The organism is Desertivirga xinjiangensis (assembly GCF_024436435.1).
Classification (GTDB): domain Bacteria; phylum Bacteroidota; class Bacteroidia; order Sphingobacteriales; family Sphingobacteriaceae; genus Desertivirga; species Desertivirga xinjiangensis.
The window spans coordinates 146,270-168,515 of the sequence record NZ_JAFMZP010000006.1 but is presented as its reverse complement, the minus strand read 5'-3'; the positions used below and the strand labels follow the sequence as shown (position 1 = coordinate 168,515).

Sequence of the window (22,246 nt, the reverse complement as noted above, 5' to 3'; positions counted from 1 at the left end):
GTTTTTTTATTTATATTTGTCTTATATCTGGATGTTTAAAGCCTGATGGGTGGTTTTCTTAAATTATTAATCTTAATCGTATGCTATGCAGCAATTAATTACTCAAAGACGAAGGTTAGCAAGTGTCATTATGACTATGATACTTATTTTTTGTCAGTATGCAGAAGTTAGGGGACAGAGTAACTCTGTTTCGGGTATTGTCAAAGATCAGGATGGAAGCCCCTTAATAGGCGTAACTGTTAAAGTGAAGGGAGGAACGAATGGTATTAGCACTGATGCTGGCGGGAAGTTTAAAATTCCGGTAGAATCATTTGATGAAACCTTGCTTTTCTCCTACTTAGGTTTCGAAAATAAGGAAGTTTCAATCGCTGGAAAGAGGACCCTAAACGTTGTCTTAACTGTAAGTTCTTCTAAATTAAACGAAGTGGTGGTCATCGGTTATGGGACGGTGCTTCGAAAGGATATTACCGGGGCTATTGGGAGTGTTGACATAGCTGATCTTAAAGGTGCCCCAGTGAAATCGTTTGATGAGGCTCTGGCCGGCCGGGTTGCAGGTGTGCAGGTGACATCAGCTGAAGGTCAGCCGGGATCAACCATTAACATCACGATCAGGGGTAATAATTCAATCACCCAAACTAACTATCCGTTGTTTGTTATCGACGGTTTTCCATTTGAAGATGCAAATAATGGTGCCGTGAATCCACTGAACACAATTAATCCAAATGATATTGAGTCGATCGATGTCTTAAAAGATGCATCCGCGACGGCTATCTATGGAGCGAGGGGGGCGAATGGAGTGATAATGGTAACCACGAAGCGGGGTAAAGCCGGGAAATCGCTCATTACATATAATGGCTATCTGGGTTCGCAAGAAAATAATAAGCGGCTTGCCGTTTTAAGCCCTTATGAGTTTGTGAACTTGCAGAATGAGATCGATCCTGTAAAAACGAAAGAATTATATTTCAAAGATGGCAGAACATTGGAGGACTATCGCAATGTTAAGGGAATAAATTGGGAAGATCAGGTGACCAGGAAGGCGCTTATGACCGATCATTATTTGTCTCTTGCCGGTGGATCGGACAAGACAAAATACAGTGCTTCTTTATCTCATACCAATCAAAATGGTATAATTATGAATTCAGGCTTTGCTCGTACCCAGGGAAGACTTTCTCTAGATCAGCAGGTTTCTGATCGTCTGAAAGTTGGACTTAATGCTAATTATGCTTATATTAAGACTTATGGAAGCCCTACCTCAACGGGAAATTTTAGTAATGAAATAAATTTGATGTTTAACGTTTGGGCTTTTCGCCCGCTTGCCGTTTCTCCTGAGGTGAATCTTCTTGACCTGGCAAACGACCCGGAGGTTGAACAAGCTTCGAACTTTACTTTTAACCCGGTATTAACCAGCAAAAACGAATTAAGAGAGCATTTTTCAAATAATCTGAATGCCAATGGCTTCGCAGAGTATAGTTTTTCTAAAGAACTAAAATTAAAAGTTCTTGCCGGTATAAACCGCGGAAATCGTGAATTTGAGCTCTTTAATGGCTCGATGTCCCGAAGTGGTATCGCTGGAAATTACCTGGTCAATGGAAGTAAGACGATCTATACCTCGAGCGGCTGGCAAAATGCGAACACATTAACGTATTCGAAACGCTTAAATGCCAGACATTATTTTGATGTGATGGGCGGATTTACTCTTGAAGGAGGCAAAAGCTCCGCTTTCGGTGCAACATCCGTACTTTTACCCAGTGAGAGCTTAGGTATCAGTGGTTTGGATGAAGGAACTCCTCTTGCTATAACTTCTTTAACCGGTGAATGGTCAGCAGCTTCGTTCATAGGGCGTGCAAATTACAAATTATCTGACAGATATCTATTTACCGCTTCAATGCGTGCAGATGGTTCATCCAGATTTATAGGTAATAATAAATGGGGGTACTTTCCTTCAGCAGCTTTCGGTTGGCAAATAAATAACGAAACATTCATGAAAAACCTGACTTATGTTTCTAATGCTAAGTTGAGACTTTCATGGGGAGTAACCGGAAATAATAGATTTAGCGACTTTGCCGCCTATCCGGCTTTGTTCTCCATCAACACGGATGTCTCATATCCGATCAATAATTCGCCGGGATATATGTTTAACAATGCAGATTCGAAAGGTGTTGTTTATACAAGTCTGGGTAATAAGGATCTTAAGTGGGAAGTAACTGGACAGACAAACCTCGGACTAGATCTCGGCTTTTTTAAAGACCGTCTTACCCTGGGAGTTGATCTCTATCGCAAGAATACAAGGGATTTATTGCTAAATGCTACTTTATCCCCTAGCACCGGATACAACAGGGGGATGAAAAATATTGGCAAGGTGAGAAATGAGGGACTTGAAATAAGTGCTTCTGTAACACCTCTTAAGTCTAAAAACTTCAACTGGACCTCAAATTTTAATATCGCCTTCAACAGAAATGAAATACTTGAGCTAGCGGAAAATCAGACGTATCTGCCATCTGTTCAATCATGGGGAGACGACTGGAAAAATATCACAGGATATGTAGCCAGAATCGGTGAGCCTATCGCGCAATTTTATGGCCTGGTGTATGATGGAGTTTATAAATATGAAGATTTCGTACAGGTTGGTAATACCTATACTCTGAAAGGCGATGTCACCGCGAATGGTGGCTCAGGATCGGCATCTAGCGTAAAACCGGGGGATGCTAAGTACAGGGACATGAACGGAGACCTGATCATTAATGAAAGTGACAAGGTTGTAATAGGCGATCCAAATCCAGTGCATGTTGGGGGGCTCTCAAATAATTTGAGATTTAAAAATTTCGATCTAGGTGTCTTTTTTCAATGGTCGTATGGAAATGATATAATCAATGCCAACCGTATCCTGTTCGAATCTGCATATAAGTATGGGTATAATCAGTATGCCACATATGTTAACAGATGGTCGCCTGAGAATCAGGATTCGGATATTCCGGGAGCTGGATCTATAAGAGGCTCTTCGTTAAAGTCCTATTCAACCAGAATAATTGAGGACGGTTCATTTTTAAGGCTGAAAACCGTATCACTGGGCTATACCTTACCGGCAAACCTATTAAAGCGGGTTAAAATAAATACTTTCAGAGTATTCGTGTCGGCACAGAATCTTTATACCTGGACAAACTACTCCGGTTATGATCCTGAAGTTTCTGTGCGAAACAGTGCCCTGACACCCGGTTTTGATTATTCAGCTTATCCAAGAGCTCGTACAATCACATTTGGTTTAAACACTAGCTTCTAAATTCAAAATTTATGAAACGTATTTTTAACACTATACTAATTGCATTTCTCGTAGTATCCACATCGTGTAACAAGTTTCTCGATGTTGTGCCAACAGATTCCTTGTCACCTAAGAATTTCTTTAAGAATGAAGCGGATGTAAATGCAGCTCTTTCCGGTGTATATGATGTCCTTGGTAAGTCGGCCACTTACGGCAGGAACTTGTACTTCGAGATGGATGTGGCAGATGACAGTTTTGTTGCCCTATCTACCTGGACCCAGGATATTGCATTATATAACTATAACCCTTCGGATACTAAGCTGACAGACACCTGGACTGCTCTATACAATGGAATCAACCGGGCCAATATGCTGCTCGAGAATATTGGAAATGCGAATATGGATGCAAATAAGAAAAAGGCTGCCGAGGGAGAAGCTTTGTTTCTTCGCGCCTATTATTATTTTCTTCTCGTGTCGAACTGGGGAAATGTTCCGCTGCGTTTAACTGCGACAGCATCAACATCGGAAGTGAATTTCCCGAATACTCCTTACAAAACTACCTATGAACAGATAGTTCGCGATATGGAAAAGGCTGCAGAGATGGTATATCCAATAGCTAATTATTCTTATGGAAGCCGTGTAACGAAATCCGTGGTTTGGGGAATCTTGGCAAGAGTGAATTTGAAAATGGCAGGGGCTCCATTAAGGGATGTGTCGAGATATGCTGAGGTTAAGAAATGGGCGGAAATGGTAAAAACGGCTGGGCATTCTCTTAATCCGGATTACAGGCAAGTGTTTATTAATATGTCGTCAAATAAGTATGACACTAAAGAAGTTATCTGGGAAGTGGAGTTCGGTCTCAGGAATGGAACACAGGATGAAGAGGGGTCTTTGGGATCGATAAACGGAATCGGTGCCAATGCAACAATTGGATATAGTTATGGTGCTAAACACACCACAGAAAAATACTATAAATTGTTTGACTCCAAAGATCTGCGCAGAGACTGGACGATAAGTCCTTTTTCCTATGGCACTACAGGGGCTAAAAACGCATATACTCCTGCTCAAATATATAATCGTTATGATGCAAAATGGCGCAGGGAGTTTGAGCCTTTGCCAAGATTTAATGGAACAACTCAAATCAATTTTCCAATACTTCGTTATTCTGACGTGCTGCTTATGCTGGCAGAGGCTGAGAATGAAATGAGTACTCTTGTTCCGCCTCAAACAGCCATTGATGCAGTTAATGAAGTAAGACGCCGTGCTTATGGAAAGAACCTCGGCCAGGAGCTGGTACGGGATGTGAAAATTGTCGATGGTGGTAGTGGTTATGTCTCAGTTCCGACTGTGACATTCACCGGCGGGGGCGGATCAGGAGCTATAGGCACCGCAGTGGTTGCCGGAGGTAAGGTGACCGCGGTATATATGAGTGAAATGGGTAGCGGCTATACTTCTGCACCTTCGGTATCATTTAGTGGAGGTTTGTCCGCTACAGGTGTAGCAGCCACCGCTACGGCCGTTATGACGGACAAAAACACAAACGACGCCGACCTCACGGCTGCTGATATAGCCACAAAAGAGGATTTCAGAAGAGCAGTTAGAAAGGAACGGGGTCTTGAGTTAGGATATGAGGGCTTGCGAAGATTTGATCTGATCCGCTGGGGCGAATTTTATTTAACAATGAAATCAATTGCGAATGAAATTGCGACCACAGCATTGCCTGCATGGACATATGCAGCAAGGTCTGGCCAAAATGTTACAGAAAAGGACACCCTGTTTGCGATCCCCGCAGCTGAATTGAATTCAAACCGGGATATTATACCAAACCGCGGCTGGTAAAATTAGGAACAACTTAATTGCATATTTATGTATAGGATAAAGTATTTATTAGGTCTGATGATATCTTCAACTCTGCTGTTTTCATGCAGTAATGAAGTAGAAGCCCCTTCTTTCGATGTAAAAACAGAGAAGCAGGAGTATAAGGTTGGTGACTCTGTCTCTTTTACGTTGTCGGGGCATGCAGATATTATCACATTTTATTCCGGAGAGAAAGGAAAAGAATATCAGTTTAAAAATAGAACTGAAGCAAGTGGTAAGCTTGAATTAGAGATGGAAACACAGGTATTATTTGGATCTCAGCCTGACAATTTGAGCGTTTTAGTATCGACCGACTTTAATAATGTTTATGATACTACAAACGTAAGGGCTGCTAAATGGTCTGACATAACTAAACGGTTTACTCTATCTACATCAGCAGCAGGTGCAAATGGCGTGCGTACTTCCTCTGGGAAAGTTGACATTTCAGACCTCATAGTTTCGGGAAAACCTTTGTATTTCGCTTACAAATACCTGGGACAACCAGTTAGTCCAACGTCCCAGAGGACATGGAGAGTATATTCTTTTAATCTAACGAATACATTGGAAGATAATACTGTACTAAACGGAGCTACAATAACTACGGCTGGATGGATAGGGTTGGATTTTGCCAACCCGGCGAATAAATGGACGATTCAAGCTGCTGCGCCATCGCTATTTTTCGTTCCGGCCAGCAGTGTGATAAAGTCTGAAGATTGGGTTGTTACTAAGGCATTGTTCCCTACCACAGTTACTCCCGATTTAGGCACTGGTATTAAAGCGTTTTTAGAGCCGATGAGAAAAACGTTTAAATATGCTTTTAGCGCCCCAGGGGTTTACACAGTCACATTTGTGGCGACAAATGCCGAAGATACTAATCAAAGGAAAAGTGTAAAAGAAGTGCAGGTCACGGTCAAGTAGACTTTTTAAAAAAATTAAAAAAGATATTGATCAATTGAGATAAATATCGTTATTTAGGTCCGAGAAATTCGGACCTACACACCATCAGTTTTATGATCAGATTGTTTTGCGGCTTATTTATTTTTTTCTCAGTCCAGTTATCGGCACAGGTAATTAAGACCGACCTGTTAATCATTGGTGGAGGAGCCAGCGGTACTACGGCCGGAATTCAGGCGGCCAGGATGGGGGTAAAAACAATAATTGCAGAGGAGACGGACTGGTTAGGAGGGATGCTGACAGCAGCTGGCGTATCTGCAATTGATGGAAATCATAACATGCCCTCTGGCCTATGGGGAGAGTTTCGTGAGAAATTGTATAATTACTATGGCGGACCGGCGGCCGTTGAAACCGGATGGGTGAGCAATACCCTGTTTGAACCTTCTGTGGGTAACCGGATTTTGAAAGAGTTAGCGAGAGAAAAGGATCTTTCCGTTTGGTACAAAACAACGTGGAAGGAGGTGAAAAGGAAAGATGGCAAGTGGAATGTTACACTGGTCTCAAACGGTAAGAAAAAGCTGGTGCAATCCAAGCTGTTATTGGATGCCACGGAATTGGGCGATCTGATGGCTTCCATAGGAGTGGAGTACAGAGTTGGAATGGATAGCCGCTTCGAAACAGGAGAGGAGTATGCGCCTGAAAAGGCCAATGATATCATCCAGGACATGACTTATGTAGCTATCCTGAAAGATTATGGTAAAGGCGTGGACAAGACTATTCCCGAACCCGCAGGCTATAGAGCGGCTGAATTTGCAGGAAGCTGCGACGTTTCTGATCCGGCGGCTTTTGATAATGCCAATAATAACTGCTATAAGATGATGCAGTATGGGCGACTGCCAAATAACAAGTATATGATAAACTGGCCAAAATTTGGCAATGATATCTACTTGAACATTATTAGTAAGACTCCCGCTGAACGGAAAGAGGTGTTAGAAGAAGCAAAGTTACACACACTTAGATTTGTCTACTATCTTCAAACAGAACTTGGTTACAAGAATTTGGGCCTGGCTGATGATGAGTTTCCTACGGCGGATAAACTTCCGATGATACCTTATCACCGCGAAAGCCGCCGGATGAAGGGGAAGGTTACTTTAACCCTGAATCATGTTTCAATGCCGTACAGTCAGAAGGAGGCTTTATATCGTACCGGTATAGCTGTAGGAGATTATACTATTGATCATCACCATTTGAAAAATCCTTCTGCTCCGCAAATAGATTTTGTAAAAATTAAAGTGCCGTCGTATAATATTCCTTTAGGAGCATTGGTTCCGGCAAGTCAGGAGGGTTTGATAGTAGCTGAAAAAAGTATCAGTGTTAGCAATATTGTAAATGGTGCTTCCCGCTTACAACCTGTGGTGATCACCATAGGTCAGGCAGCAGGAACTCTGGCAGCTATTGCAATAAAAAGAAACATTCAACCTGCTCAGGTGAACATTAGGGAGGTGCAGCAGGCATTGCTGGATGCAAAAGCTTACCTGATGCCATTTATTGATATCAAACCTGCAGATACGGATTTTCAGGCTATCCAAAGGATTGGTTCTACAGGAATCTTGAAAGGAACTGGTCTTCCATTTAAATGGGCTAATCAAACATGGTTTTATCCTGAAAGGGAAATAAGTGAATATGAATTTGTAAGTGGTCTAAAAACGTATTATCCGCAATTGAATACAGTGCAGGCATCAGGAGAACCTCTTACATTAAAGTTTTTGACAGAAACCTTTTTACTGATAGATAAGAGCATAACAGAGGCCCGGGTTCTGCAGGAAGAAAAAGGCTTTTTGACGGGGAAGCTTAACAGGAGGAATGCTGCGGTGCTAATTGATAAATACCTGAACCCCTTTAAACAGGAAATCGATTTTACAGGAAGTCTTATTAGTAAGTAGATCTGTAAAACTATAAATATGAAAAGATCGGTTAGTTAGGAAGTATTGAGGGAATTTTCACGCGCAGAAATATCTTCTGGCGAACCTAACTAGTCAGCACAACACACACCATTAAATAGATGAGCTTAAGTATACTCGATATCACAATTATTCTTGCTTACATTTTTGGAATTCTTTTGCTGGGATTTTATATCTCCAGGAAAGCTTCCAAGGATCTTAACTCGTACTTCCTCGGTGGCAATACCATGAAATGGTATTACCTAGGCTTAAGTAACGCCTCAGGTATGTTTGATACTTCGGGAACCATGTGGACGGTAAGTATCCTTTTTATTTATGGCCTGAAAAGTGCCTGGATTCCATGGCTCTGGCCTGTATGGAACCAGGTGTTCATTTTCGTTTACCTGGCGATTTGGATGCGACGTTCGGGCGTAATGACGGGTGCGCAATGGATAACTTTCCGCTTTGGAGATGGCAAGGGCGCGAAGCTCTCCCATATCATTATTGTAACTTTTGCTGTGATCAGTGTCATTGGTTTTATCGCATATTTTTTTGAGGGGATCGGGAAATATTGTACAGCGATCCTGCCATGGGATCTTTCAATGAATATAGGCTCATATCACCTGACGTCTGAAAGAAGTTATGCCCTGCTGATCTGCTTACTGACTACTATTTATACGGTTAAAGGAGGGATGTATAGCGTTGTGGCTACAGAAGTGCTGCAATTTGTGATTATGACTGCTTCCTGTTTTGCCATCGGATATATTGCTTACACGTCTGTAACTGCTGAGCAGATCCAGGCGGCAGTACCGGCAGGATGGGGGGATCTGTTCTTCGGCTGGAACCTTGACCTCGACTGGAGTAAGACTGCACTTCCAAATGTGAACGGAAAGATTGAAGCTGATGGCTTTGGGCTCTTCGGATTGCTGTTTATGATGATGCTCTTCAAGGGGATCTTCGCCTCTATTGCAGGACCTGTTCCAAGTTACGATATGCAGCGTATCTTATCAGCCCGTACTCCATCCGAAGCTGCAAAGATGAGTATCAGTACCATCTTTGTAATGTATATTCCCAGGTATCTTATGATCGCATCCTTTGCTGTTCTGGGACTGGTATATCTTGGGCCGGAAATGGGAAAGATGGGCAGCAATATCGATTTTGAAAAGGTGCTTCCTTTATCTATCAACCAATTTGTACCCAGCGGTTTAAAAGGACTTATCCTGGCGGGTTTCCTCTCGGCATTTATGGGTACCTTTTCAGCTTTCATAAATGCGGCACCAGCCTATATAGTCAACGATATTTATAAGAAGTATATCAATCCGAACGCTTCAAATGAGAGATATATAAGACTCAGCATTCTCTCTTCTGTATTGTTGGTTGTAGTGGGTATCATTTTTGGATTTAATGCTTCATCTTTAACGAAACTTACGCTTTGGCTCACTTCCGCTTTGTATGGGGGGTATGTGGCTGCCAACCTTTTAAAATGGGTGTGGTGGCGCTTTTCCGGTCTCGGCTACTTCTGGGGAATGTTGTTCGGTCTGGTTGCTTCTACTGTCAAATTATTTGTTTTTCCGGATATCGTGGACATCTATGTTTTTCCAGTGATCCTTGTTATCTCGGCGATCGGCTGTATTATCGGAACTTATATGGAGCCTCTTCCTAACCGCGAGGCAGTGAAAGATTTTTATCGTAAAACCCGTCCATGGGGATTCTGGGGGCCAATCAAGAGAGAGGTGATGGCCGAAGATCCATCTTTCGTCCCTAATAAAGATTTCAACCGTGACATGGCTAATATAGCCGCTGGTATTGTCTGGCAGATGGCTCAGGTGGTTATTCCGATCTATTTTATGATACGTGAAAATACCCAGATGGTGGTTTGGTGTGGCGTGCTGATCATCACCAGTATCTGGTTGAAAAAATTCTGGTGGGATCATTTAAAGGAAGCTGACAAATGATCTCTGCAATGAATGGTTGTTCAATAGGTTTGTTGTTATCGTCGAAGGGAGCAGTCTTGTTTTTTCAAATAAGATGCTTCCACCCGGCGAAAGGGGTAAGCCTATTAAGCGTGCTGTTAATCATACTGTGTATGGTGTCTTCGCATTCAGCGGTTTGCCAGCAGGCAGCCTCCGTTGATAGCAGTTATGCAAACGGTTATTATAAACAGCGGCTGTCGTTTTTCAAACAAATTCCCGATCGAAAAAATGAAATTGTTTTCCTGGGAAACAGCATTACAGAGGCAGGAGAGTGGCAGGAGCTTATTCATCGAAAAAATGTACTGAACAGGGGAATTAGCGGCGACAATTCTTTCGGTGTGTTTTACAGGCTGGATGAGATATTGGCATCCAAGCCAAAAAAGATTTTTTTGATGATTGGCGTAAATGACCTGAAGCGGGGGACACCTCCGGCTGTTATCGTAAACAACTACGAACGGATAGCCAGGAAGATCCAAAAGGATTCGCCTAAAACAAGGTTATACTTTCAGAGTGTGCTGCCTGTTGCCGAAACCATCCTGTCATCTTCGTATTCTAAGCTGACGAATGAAAAGATACGAGAACTGAACACCCAGTTAAGATCGCTGGCTCTTAGGTACGGGCTGCCTTTTATAGATCTTCACACGGATGTGTTCGCTGATCTGAATAATAGTGCTCAGATGAAAATCAATCTGACTACGGACGGAATTCACTTACAGCCAGTGGCTTATATTTTATGGGCGCAATATCTAAAAACGAATAATTATTTATAGAAGAAGCTAATGAACAAACTACTTATTCCTCTTCTGTTTTTTGCTTGTGTATCGGTAAAAGCACAAAGCGCTAAAATAGATAGCAATTATAATAATACATATTACCAGGGCAGGATGGAACTCTTTAAAAGCTTGCCTTTGCCTCAAAGATCAATAGTGTTCCTGGGCAACAGCATCACGGAAAGAGGTATGTGGCATGAACTGCTGCCTGGTAAAGTCATCATGAATCGTGGGATTGGAGGAGATAACACCTTCGGTGTAAGGGCCAGGCTTGCTCCAATTGTCGAGAGTCAACCTAAAAAAATATTCCTCCTTATTGGTATCAACGATTTAGGGAGAAATCTTCCTATTGAAGTGATCATTTCCAACTACCGGAAAATTATTGAACACATAAAAAAGGGTTCGCCTAAAACCAACTTATATGTGCAGAGCGTGCTGCCGATGAATGAGAATATTCTCACAGCAGCATATCTTAAGAATAAAGGGCATCTCGTTACCCAACTTAACAAGGAAATCCAAAAACTGGCTGCTGAGTACCGTTTAACTTATATCAATCTGCACGAAGTATTTAGCGACAGTCAGGGAAAGTTGAGAGCTGAATTGACAATGGATGGTATTCATATCAAACCTGCTGCTTATGTGTTGTGGGTGGACTATTTGAGAAACAAAAAATATTTATAAAATGAAGATTACAGGAACATTCCTGGACGAAATATCCCACGATATCCCCCACCAGAATTGGGGAATGGCTGAGTGGGACAGGGATTTTGCTTATATGAAGGCTGTAGGAATAGATACGGTGATCCTGATCAGAAGCGGCTACCGGAGGTTTATTACCTATCCCTCTGCATACCTGCAAAAAGAATTTGGTTGTTACCAGCCGCCGGTCGACCTGGTAGATATGTACCTGCAGCTTGCGGAGAAATATGATATGAAGTTCTACTTCGGCTTGTATGACAGCGGTCATTATTGGGATACAGGAAATTTATCCTCAGAGATAGATTCTAATCGTTTCGTCATCGATGAGGTCTGGCAGCGATACGGTCACTATAAAAGCTTTGGAGGCTGGTACCTGAGTATGGAAATAAGCCGCCGTACGAAAGGGGCGACAGAGGCATTCCGTACCCTGGGAATGCAATGCAAGGAAGTAAGTAATGGCTTGCCGACGTTCATTTCCCCATGGATAGATGGTAAAAAGGCGGTTATGGCGGCTTCTGGTGAGCTTACCAAGGAGGATGCGGTTTCCTTGTCGGAACATGAAAAAGAGTGGAGCGAAATATTCGATGGAATACAGGGTGCAGTAGATGCTGTAGCTTTTCAGGACGGTCATATTGACTATCACGAGCTAGGCGACTTTTTTGCGGTAAACAAGGGAATGGCCGATAAATTTGGCTTGCAGTGCTGGACGAATGCTGAAAGTTTCGACCGTGATATGCCTATAAAATTCCTGCCTATCAAATTTGAAAAACTTCGCTTAAAGCTGGAAGCTGCGCGAAAGGCCGGTTACGAAAAAGCCATCACATTTGAATTTTCACATTTTATGAGTCCGCAATCGGCATATCTGCAGGCCGGGCATTTATATAACAGATACAAAGAATATCTCGAATACCTTGAACATTTGGAAAATGGATAAGATGAAGAAATACAGCGAACTATACAAAGAAGAATTACTTGGAAATATCATTCCCTTTTGGATGAAACATTCAAAGGATAATGTTGGAGGAGGGTATTTTACCTGTCTCGATCAACATGGGAAAGTATTCGATAAGGATAAGTTTATTTGGTTACAGGGGCGTCAGGTGTGGATGTTTTCCATGCTGTATAACAATGTGGAGGCCAGGCAAGAATGGCTGGAAATGGCAGAGCACGGGGCGGATTTTTTGAAAAAGTACGGCCGTGACGCAGAGGGAAATTGGTATTTCTCTCTGGATCAGCATGGAAAACCATTAATACAGCCGTACAATATTTTTTCCGACTGTTTCGCTTCGATGGGGTTTGCGGCTTTATATAAAGCGAATTCAAAAGACGAATATGCAGACATCGCCAAAAACACCTTTGAGAACATCATAAACCGCCGCAATAATACGAAGGGCAAATACAACAAGATCTACCCGGGAACCAGGGATCTGAAAAATTTCTCTTTGCCAATGATACTGAGCAATCTTTCGCTGGAGTTGGAGCATATCCTTGATCCTAAGTTGGTAAATACACTCATAGAGGATGTGATCCATGAGGTGATGGAGGTATTTTATCAGCCGGAAAGTGGTTTGATCCTGGAAAATGTGTATCAGGACGGTACTTTCGCTGATTGCTTTGAAGGTCGTTTAGTGAATCCCGGGCACGTTATTGAGGCTATGTGGTTCATTATGGATCTGGGTATCCGGATTAAAAGCCAACCATTGATCGATAAAACGATTGAAATTGCCTTGAATGCAATTGAATACGGTTGGGATAAGGATTTTGGCGGTATACTGTATTTTAAGGATATTAAAGGTTATCCGCCTCAGCAGCTTGAGTGGGATCAAAAATTATGGTGGGTTCATGTGGAGGCTTTGGTATGTATGGCAAAGGCTTACCATGTGAGTGGAAATGAAAGGTGTAAAATTTGGTTTGAGAAATTACATGAATATACCTGGAAGCATTTTCGTGATGCCGAATATGGAGAGTGGTTCGGTTACCTTAATCGCAAGGGGGAAGTACTGCTTCCATTAAAAGGTGGTAAGTGGAAAGGATGTTTTCATATACCCAGAGCTCTTTATCAGGTTTGGAAGACGCTCGAACACGAGCCTGCAAATCTTGTGGCTTTGAAATAGTTTCTTATTTCTCTATATAGTCAATGTTTGAAAGCAGCGGCCGGAAACGGTCGCTGCTTTTTAGTTTTGGGGTATAACCACGGAGGGCACAGAGGTTTACACAGAAGGAAATGCTGATCTTTCTGGTCCTCCGTGCCTTCTCTGTGTTTTCTGTGATTATCAAGGAGCTCGGCATGAATTGTAAACTAGGCTGTACCCACAGTTTACAATCAGCATCCCCAAGGTTTGGTAACTTAGTTGTAAATACTGGTTTAGTTTCTGACTGATTGCGTATTTGTGCGTTTTTTAAAGAAACTAAGCTTAAACGTGCTGTGTGAACGTAATAAGAATAATAAAATTTATTCGAAACAAAAATCTGGTATAAAGGATTCTACATATAGGTTTCACCCAAAATCTATCTATTATGAAAAAACCATTTACACTTTTCCTAAGTATGGTTTTCTTGTCTCTGCATGTTCTTGCGCAACCCCGGTTAATAAGAGGCAGCGTCACTTCAGCTGAAGACGGATCCCCCTTGCCAGGGGTTTCAGTAACCATTAAAGGAGAATCAACAGCAACATCGACAGATGCAAATGGCAACTACTCCATCAGAGCGAGCGAGGGCCAGGTACTCGTGTTTACATTTATTGGTACTACAACCCAAGAGAGGACGGTTGGGACCGCAGACCAGATTGACGTGGTGCTTCGCCGTGATACAAAAGCCCTGAGCGAGGTAGTAGTTACGGCCCTGGGAGTGCGGCAAGACAGGCGCTCGTTGGGGTATTCGGTTCAGGAAATACGATCCGAAGATATCACCAGCACAAATCAGCCTAATGTGCTTAATGCATTGAAGGGGCAAGCGACAGGAGTGCAAATTACAAGCGCCGGCGGCGCTGCGGGGGCTGGAACCCGTATACAGATCCGAGGGATCAATTCACTTAATCCTTCCGCAAATAATCAGCCACTATTTATTATCGATGGTATTCCTGTATCTAATAATACCGATCAGTTCGGAGGTTCGGGAGGCGACCAGTTTCAGAATACCAATCGTTTTTCGGACATAAATCCGGATGATATTGAATCGATGACCATTCTAAAGGGACCGGCAGCCTCAGTATTATACGGTCTGAGAGCCGCTAACGGAGCCATAGTGATCACCACGAAGTCAGGTAAAGCAGGAAAAGCAACCTTCAGCTTCAAAACCTCCTATAGCTTTGATGATGTACGGAAAACTCCGCCTATTCAAACTACTTATGGTAACGGGAATAACGGAGCTCTTGTAAGCAGCGTAAATACCTGGGGGCCCAGGATCGAACCGGGAACTTCGGTTTATAATCCTTACGACCAGTTCTTCAAGACAGGTCACATAGCTCAGCAGTCGCTGACCTTTAGCGGCGGAAGCGAGAATGCTACTTATTTTACATCCATAGCTCGGGCTGACCAGAATGGCGTGGTTCCAAATTCGAACTACGACAGAACTTCGATTCGTTTGTCGGGAACTTTGAAAGCGTCGAAACAGCTCAAGTTTGATGCTTCAGCTAATTATATCAATTCAGGAGGTAAGAATCCGCGTACAGGAGTTGGTTCCGGAACGATTTTTTACCTTATGCGTCATACCAATACCGTTGACGTTACGGATTACCTGAATCCCGACGGTACACAGAAGGTTTACAATGCGGCGCTTCAAAACCCTTTTTATTTTTCAGAAAACTCATTCTTAAAAGACAATGTGAATCGTATACTAGGCACCATCGGTACGGAATATAACCCGCTTAGCTGGTTGTCGGTGAATTACAAGGCAGGTATTGACCATTATACAGACGAACGCTCTGCGTATAACGAAACGGGTCTTTTAATCACTCCTTTGGGTTCAATGACCCAATCTTCACAGGGCTATACAGAAATCAATTCGAATTTAATTGTTCGTGCCACAAAAGACCTGACCGATAAATGGGGCTTAAATGCCCTGGTGGGACACACGTTTACTAATATCAGGCGTACCAGTTTATCGAGTGCCGGGACTCAGGCTATTGTTCCTGGCTTAGAAAGTATAAATAATTATACAGTTTATACAACAACCAGTTTCCCTTCCGAAAGAAATATCATTGGGGTCTTTGCTGATTTAAAAGCAAGCTTCGATAATACTCTGTTTTTAGGAGTAACCGGCAGAAATGACTGGTCATCAACCCTGCCTAAAAATAACCGCTCGTTCTTTTATCCTTCAGCCAGCATTGCTTATGTGTTTAGTGAAACGCTAGGTTTAAGTGAAAATCCCATTATCAATTTCGGAAAGCTAAGGGCATCATACGCGGAAGTTGGTAAAGATGCAGATCCTTATCAGATAGGTTCTTATTATTCACCCCTTCAATCTTTTAGCGGAGTGAGCGGTATAGCCAGAAATCTTAACTTCGGGGCCGGGGACCTGCGACCTGAAAGGACCAAAGGGCTAGAATTCGGCGGCGAATTCCGTTTCTTTCGGGATAAGGTATCTTTGGATGCCAACTACGCGATAACCAATAGTATCGATCAGATCGTACCTGTGCCGGTTAGCTTCGCTTCAGGTTTTGATCTGTTTGTAACAAACGCAGGTGAAATAAGAAACCGCTCTCTGGAGTTTTTGGTAGATGCCTCTATCATCAATAAAACAGATTTTAAGTGGAATTTAAAGGCAAACTGGGCGAGAACAAAAGGACGGGTATTGTCTATGCCTCCGGGGATCAACGAAATCACATTTAATCCTGAGACTCCATGGTTGAAACAGATCATCAAAACGGGCGGTAGGCCCGGCGACTGGTATGGCTGGCCTTATCTCCGCGTGGAAGACGCAAGCAGCCCTTACTATGGTCAGCTCATCCTAAACGGAACTACAGGTTTACCCGGGGTTACAACCGTCCTTGCGGATAACTTCCTGGTTGGAAATGCTTATCCTGACTGGAGCGGCGGCCTGGGAAGTAACCTATCATACAAAGGCGTTAATCTTTCCTTCCTGTTTTCATTCAGAAAGGGGGGAGATGTATTTGATATAGCCCGGTGGCAGCGTTATGTCACAGGTATTGGTGCCGAAACGGAACTCAGGAATACCCAGGTGATCTTCAAAGGAGTTAAAAATGTGGGTACAGCTACAAGTCCTCAGTATGTGCCAAATGACATTCCCGTTGTTATAGATCAGGCCTTTTATAATAACGCTTTTGCTTACCGGCTGGCATCAGAAAATAACGGGTTTCAGGATGCATCATGGATACGCCTGCAAAATATCTCCTTATCGTATGACCTGCCAAGGTCTGTACTTGGTAATACGAGAATTAAAAGTGCATCAGTTTCGGTGACCGGCAATAACCTATGGGTAAGCACACCGTTTGTTGGTTTTGATCCCGAGTCGAGCACCTACGGCGCGGGGTCCAATGCAGCAGGTTATGTAGGCACTGGTATTCCAACCACCAGAAGCTTTTTTTTAGGATTAAATGTTAATTTTTAGAGCAACAAACATGAAAAAGAATTTAAGAAGCAGCATTATTTACTACCCGGTTTATTGTTTGCTCGCAATAACGTTGTTAGCCTGCAATAAGCAATTGGATATAAATGATAATCCCGCCAGGCTCACCAGGGAGCAGGTGAGTCTGGCAGGTTTGCTGGCCGCAACTATCGAGTATACTGACTCCACTTTTTTTAATGTGGGTCAGTACGGGAACTACTATCCGCAATATTTTGCCGGTAGCGCAAATCAGGAAGCCAATATTGATTCCTATAATCCCTATGGTTTTGATAATATCTGGAGATCAGCGTATCTGAATGCGATGCCCAACCTAAAAGAACTCACAGAACGCTCTGAAGCACAGGGGGCACCTCAATATGCGGGTATCGGTAAGTTATTAATGGCCTTAAACCTGATGCAGGCTACCGATATATGGGGCGACTTGCCTTATTCGGAAGCTTTTCAGGGCGCGGCGAATTTGAGTCCCAGATACGATCCGCAGGAACAAATATACATGGTGCATTTGAAAGGCCTGTTGGATGGTGCCATTGCTGATCTTCAAAAGCCCTTGCCTGAATCGACTACGCTACGGGTTGGAACGAGTGACCATATTTACAAGGGTAATATTGCTAACTGGCTGAAAGCGGCTTACGCCACTCGGGCAAGGTATTATCTTCACCTGACTGAAAAAGATGCTGCCAATTACCAAAACGCTGCCAATGACGCTGCATTGGCGTTCGATGATAAAACCGGATCATTAGATCTTCAGCTCAGGTATACAACCGATAGGCCAAGTCCCTGGTTCACCCACCTGGGAAACACAGTGCAGGCCAGCAAACATGCCCGGCCTTCAACGTATTTTATTAATCTGCTGAACGGCACATTCTATCCGGGCCTGCTTGATCCCAGGATTTCAAAGTTCGTCGATAATGCCGGCGCTGCAACTTATGTGGGTCGACCGGTAGGTTCCCTCGGAAATGAAAATGGAGCAAACCTGGCTAATACCGATATTACCGCTAATACGTACTATGGCGCCCGCACTGCAATTGTGCCCATCATCACTTATTCGGAAACACAGTTTATCCGTGCGGAAGCCTTATTGAACACTAACAGGGCAGAGGCGTATACTGCTTATCGCAATGGAATTGAAGGAAGTTTGTTGAAACTGGGTATCACTAATCCCTCCGTTTACCTGGACGATCCCAGGATAGCTGTAGGTGCTGCTAGTCTTACATTATCAAACATAATGCTTCAGAAGTACATTGCTCTTTTTATGCAAATGGAAACATGGACCGATCTCAGAAGGCATGAATACAGTACCAGTATATATCCTGGCTTTGCACCGCCTCTTAGGAATTTCCTGGGTTCTAGCTTTGTGCAAAGAGCGAAGTATGCTGATAACGAACCAGGGCGGAACGCTAATGTTCCACGAATTCCTGATCAGGCACAGAAAATTTGGTTGTTTACTAATTAAAGACTCTCAAAATGAAATCAAACATATATTTACCCTTACTTCTTTTATGTTTTCTTGGTGCCTCTTGTGAGAAGAATGCCCCCGATGAATGGTTAAAGGATAATATCGAAATAGTAGGAAAGCTTCCTGTTATAGCTAGCCTTTCAGTAGTGCCACCACAAACTTCCAGAGTGCCTGCTGGCAGCTCGCTTCAATTGGATTTACGGTATTGGTCGGACGACCCCGTAGATAAAATAAACCTCTATGCAACTGTTGGAACAGGCGCACGGCAAGCTGTTTCGACGAGTGCTTATGCTAAAGCTTATTCAGCAGTTAGCAGAACTGACTCTTTACTGTTGCCTTACCAGGTGCCTGCCGGGCTGGCGAGCGGAACCAGTATCAAGCTCGATGTGGAAGTTCTTAACCAGAACACGCTTAGCAGGACTTCGAGCGTTACGCTAACGGTTCAGTAAAGGTTGCAAAGCAGTCAGAGACTGCTGTTCATTGGCTAATCCGTAGACTCCGCTTCGCTCAGTCTACGGACAGCAACCGGTGTTGAAGGACGTTTGGCGCATAAAAAGTAGTTCTGACGTACAAAATTGTTTCTTCGTCACCCTGAACTTGTTTCAGGGCCTCTTGTGTTAAACATAGTTCAAGGGGTGCCGAAATGGATTCGGCATGACGTTTGGCGCATAAAAAGTAGTTCTGACGTACAAAATTGTTTCTTCGTCACCCTGAACTTGTTTCAGGGCCTCTTGAGTAAACCCCTGCCTGTCCGACGTACCTTCCTGTCCGGAGAGTTTAGCGCAGCGCTCTCCGGATTCAGTAATGAAAAGGAGTCTCCCGACTCCGCATAGGCAGCAGGTTTATAACATATTCCTTACTTTGTAACCACTTTATTTCAGACGGCGCTAATATCCTATAATAGATAGAAAAGATTTTATAATTATCTCTCCCTTATTGCTCCTACTTTTGATCATCAAAACTAACCAGACTTTTTAAGTCTAACCAGTTCACACGCACGCACACGCATACATTTAAAAAGACAAGCAACGAATGAAAAGACTTCTTTACGTTCTGGCAAGCTTTATTTACCTACTATCATTTAGTTCAGGCAAAGCATTCGCATCCAACAATCCCCCGGCCCGGAAAGTAATTTCAATTGTAATACCTGTAAATGCTCACGAGCGGATTTCGTTCGGCTCAGAAAAGCTTTCAGCCGCTTTAAAAGAAGCCGGCTACACAGTTACCATACTCAAACAGAATACTCTTCCTAAAGCGAAAGCTGTTATTGTTGCCGGAGAGACAGCAAGCCAACTAGTAAGAGCATCCAAAGAAAAATACAGTTTAAGCATTAACGAAAATCCCGGAAAAGAGGGCTTTTCAATTGCATCGAATCTAAACAACACCATTATTGGTGGTGCAGATAATACAGGTGTTCTATACGGATGTCTTGAATTGGCAGACAGGATTCTTGCTGAGAAGAAACTTCCTGTGCAGCTGAATATTAGCGATAAACCAGAGATGGTACTTCGTGGCACCTGTATCGGTATTCAAAAGCCTTATTATCTTCCAGGGAGAACGGTTTATGAGTATCCGTACACTCCAGAACAATTTCCATGGTTCTACGATAAGTCGCACTGGCTCAAGTACCTGGATATGATGGTAGAGAATCGCTACAATTCCCTGTACCTCTGGAATGGACATCCTTTTGCTTCATTGGTGAAGCTGAAAGAGTACCCTTATGCGGTAGAAGTTGACGATGCTACTTTCAGAAAGAACGAGGAGATGTTTAAGTTCCTCACCGAAGAAGCTAATAAGCGTGGTATCTGGGTGATCCAGATGTTCTATAATATTATTGTTTCGAAGCCTTTCGCCGAAAAGCATAACATAAAAACGCAGGACAGGAATCGTCCGATCACTCCTTTAATCTCAGATTACACCCGCAAATCTATTGCTGCTTTCGTTGAAAAATATCCTAATGTAGGATTGCTGATCACTTTAGGTGAGGCTATGGAAGGAGTGGGTCAGGATGACGTCGATTGGTTTACAAAGACGATCATTCCGGGTGTTAAGGATGGTTTGAAAGCCCTGAATCAGACAACTGAGCCACCCATTGTACTGCGTGCTCACGATTCAGATGCGCCTCGTGTTATGAAAGAGGCCTTGCCTATTTATAAGAACCTTTATACCATGGCGAAATATAACGGTGAAGCTTTGACCACTTACACACCCCGTGGCAAGTGGGCTGAACTTCATAGAAGCTTGAGCAGGATCGGCACCGTTCATATTCAAAATGTACATATTCTTGCCAACCTCGAACCCTTCCGCTACAGCTCGCCTGACTTTATACAAAAATCAGTGCAGGCAATGCATAATGTGTATGAGTCGAACGGTCTTCATCTGTATCCACAGGCATCTTACTGGGACTGGCCTTATACTGCCGATAAGGTAGAAGGACAACGGTTGCTGCAGATAGACCGCGACTGGATGTGGTATAAAACCTGGGCACGTTATGCCTGGAAAGCTAATCGTAACAAAGATGAAGAAGTGAAATACTGGTCCAATTCCCTGGCGGATACTTTCGGACTTAAGCCTGAGCAGGGAAAGAATGTGCTCGAAGCACACGAGGAAGCTGGAGAGATATCTCCTAAATTGTTAAGACGCTATGGCATTACTGATGGTAATCGTCAGACCCTTACCCTGGGGATGTTGATGACACAGCTTATCAACCCTTTCCGCTATGGGCTGTTCACTTTGCTTTATGAGTCGGAAGCTCCGGAAGGTGAAATGATCATCGAGTACGCCGAGAAGGAAGCAAAAAATCAGAAGCACATCGGTGAAACTCCGATACAAGTAGCTGATGAAGTAGTGGCTCATGGAAGAAAAGCGGTGGAAGCTATAGACAAGGCTGCTCCTTTTGTAACCAAAAATAAAGAGGAGTTTGCACGCCTTAAGAACGACATGTATTGTTATAATGTGATGGCAAACTTCTACGCTCAAAAGGCGAGAGCTGCTGTGGCAGTGCTTCGGTATAAATACTCTGAGAATGTTGCCGACCTTGAGAAGGCACTTCCCCTGTTAGAAAGCAGCGTTAAACACTATGCTGAGCTGGTTAAGCTGACGAAGGGAACTTATCTTTATGCAAACAGTATGCAAACTGCTCAACGTAAGATCCCTATGAGAGGAGTAGATGCTACCTATATTAACTGGTTTGAAATGATGCCCGTGTTTGAGAAAGAACTGGCTCAGTTTAAGAGTAGCATTGATTCCTTAAAGACAAATAAAATAAGCGGCGCTGCCAAAAAAGTTCCTTTCAAAAATGCAGACGTGAAAATACTTTCTCCTAAAGCCAGCTTTTATACTGTTGCACCGGGACAAGCTATTTTCTCAGATACAACCCTGCAAGTTAAAGATGCAGCTATCGAGCTGCAAGGCTTAAAAGGATTGAAGCTTTCACGCGCCAGCCAGATCACTAGTGGAACAAGTATTAAATTCTCCACTTCTAAGCCAGTGAAACTCCTTATAGGATATTTCAACAAATTGGATAATGCTTTTGCTAGAGCCCCGGAGTTGGAAACCGACGCCAGCGCGAATGATTATGGACAGGGTGAGATTAAAATCTCTAATGCAACGTTAATAGATGGAATGCCACCTGTAAACGTTCACTCTTATGCTTTTGCTGCCGGTACACACACTTTAAACCTGCCAAAAGGATCCTTACTTGTATTAGGGTTTATAGATGGCAATAAAGAAATCAAAATCTACAACGCGGGCTTAGGAGCTCACGGTAAAGAAATAGATTGGTTATTTGAATAGTTTGATTAGAATAAAAACAGA

Annotated in this window: 13 protein-coding genes; all 13 read left to right on the top strand. The window is 43.1% G+C overall.

All coding sequences use genetic code 11. From position 1 onward, the window contains the following. Nucleotides 1-130: 130 nt before the first annotated feature. The 13 genes from J3P37_RS15985 to J3P37_RS15925 all read left to right on the top strand — a co-directional run bounded on the left by J3P37_RS15985 (nucleotide 131) and on the right by J3P37_RS15925 (nucleotide 22,225). Complete coding sequence (locus J3P37_RS15985; protein WP_369414089.1) at nucleotides 131-3,277, top strand: SusC/RagA family TonB-linked outer membrane protein; 3,147 nt, start codon at nucleotides 131-133, stop codon at nucleotides 3,275-3,277. An 11-nt stretch (nucleotides 3,278-3,288) separates the two neighbouring features. Further along, nucleotides 3,289-5,094, top strand: a complete 1,806-nt coding sequence (locus tag J3P37_RS15980; RefSeq protein ID WP_256012355.1) for a RagB/SusD family nutrient uptake outer membrane protein — start codon at nucleotides 3,289-3,291, stop codon at nucleotides 5,092-5,094. 27 nt (nucleotides 5,095-5,121) lie between these two features. Then, complete coding sequence (locus J3P37_RS15975; RefSeq protein ID WP_256012354.1) at nucleotides 5,122-6,030, top strand: DUF5017 domain-containing protein; 909 nt, start codon at nucleotides 5,122-5,124, stop codon at nucleotides 6,028-6,030. Between the two features lie 92 nt (nucleotides 6,031-6,122). Then, nucleotides 6,123-7,949 carry an FAD-dependent oxidoreductase gene (locus J3P37_RS15970; RefSeq protein WP_256012353.1) on the top strand — a complete coding sequence of 609 codons (1,827 nt, stop codon included), beginning with the start codon at nucleotides 6,123-6,125 and terminating at the stop codon, nucleotides 7,947-7,949. 119 nt (nucleotides 7,950-8,068) lie between these two features. Next, nucleotides 8,069-9,901: a sodium:solute symporter family protein gene (locus tag J3P37_RS15965; protein WP_256012352.1), complete on the top strand. Its 1,833-nt coding sequence runs from the start codon at nucleotides 8,069-8,071 to the stop codon at nucleotides 9,899-9,901. A gap of 131 nt (nucleotides 9,902-10,032) precedes the next feature. Beyond that, the gene (locus tag J3P37_RS15960; protein WP_256012351.1) at nucleotides 10,033-10,689 is read left to right on the top strand and encodes a GDSL-type esterase/lipase family protein; all 657 of its coding nucleotides are present in this window, start codon (nucleotides 10,033-10,035) and stop codon (nucleotides 10,687-10,689) included. Nucleotides 10,690-10,698: 9 nt separating this feature from the next. Beyond that, nucleotides 10,699-11,370 carry a GDSL-type esterase/lipase family protein gene (locus J3P37_RS15955; protein ID WP_256012350.1) on the top strand — a complete coding sequence of 224 codons (672 nt, stop codon included), beginning with the start codon at nucleotides 10,699-10,701 and terminating at the stop codon, nucleotides 11,368-11,370. 1 nt (nucleotide 11,371) lies between these two features. Continuing rightward, nucleotides 11,372-12,322, top strand: coding sequence for a DUF4434 domain-containing protein (locus J3P37_RS15950; protein ID WP_256012349.1), 951 nt, complete (start codon nucleotides 11,372-11,374; stop codon nucleotides 12,320-12,322). Further along, complete coding sequence (locus tag J3P37_RS15945; RefSeq protein WP_369414088.1) at nucleotides 12,315-13,502, top strand: n-acyl-d-glucosamine 2-epimerase; 1,188 nt, start codon at nucleotides 12,315-12,317, stop codon at nucleotides 13,500-13,502. The genes J3P37_RS15950 and J3P37_RS15945 overlap by 8 nt, the downstream gene beginning before the upstream one ends. Before the next feature lie 403 nt (nucleotides 13,503-13,905). Further along, entirely contained in the window at nucleotides 13,906-16,956 is a 3,051-nt protein-coding gene (locus tag J3P37_RS15940; RefSeq protein ID WP_256012348.1) for a SusC/RagA family TonB-linked outer membrane protein, read from the top strand. A gap of 10 nt (nucleotides 16,957-16,966) precedes the next feature. Next, nucleotides 16,967-18,427, top strand: a complete 1,461-nt coding sequence (locus J3P37_RS15935) for a SusD/RagB family nutrient-binding outer membrane lipoprotein (protein ID WP_256012347.1) — start codon at nucleotides 16,967-16,969, stop codon at nucleotides 18,425-18,427. An 11-nt stretch (nucleotides 18,428-18,438) separates the two neighbouring features. Continuing rightward, nucleotides 18,439-18,879: a hypothetical protein gene (locus tag J3P37_RS15930; protein WP_256012346.1), complete on the top strand. Its 441-nt coding sequence runs from the start codon at nucleotides 18,439-18,441 to the stop codon at nucleotides 18,877-18,879. A 583-nt stretch (nucleotides 18,880-19,462) separates the two neighbouring features. Beyond that, complete coding sequence (locus J3P37_RS15925) at nucleotides 19,463-22,225, top strand: alpha-d-galacturonidase (protein WP_256012345.1); 2,763 nt, start codon at nucleotides 19,463-19,465, stop codon at nucleotides 22,223-22,225. Nucleotides 22,226-22,246 lie beyond the last annotated feature (21 nt).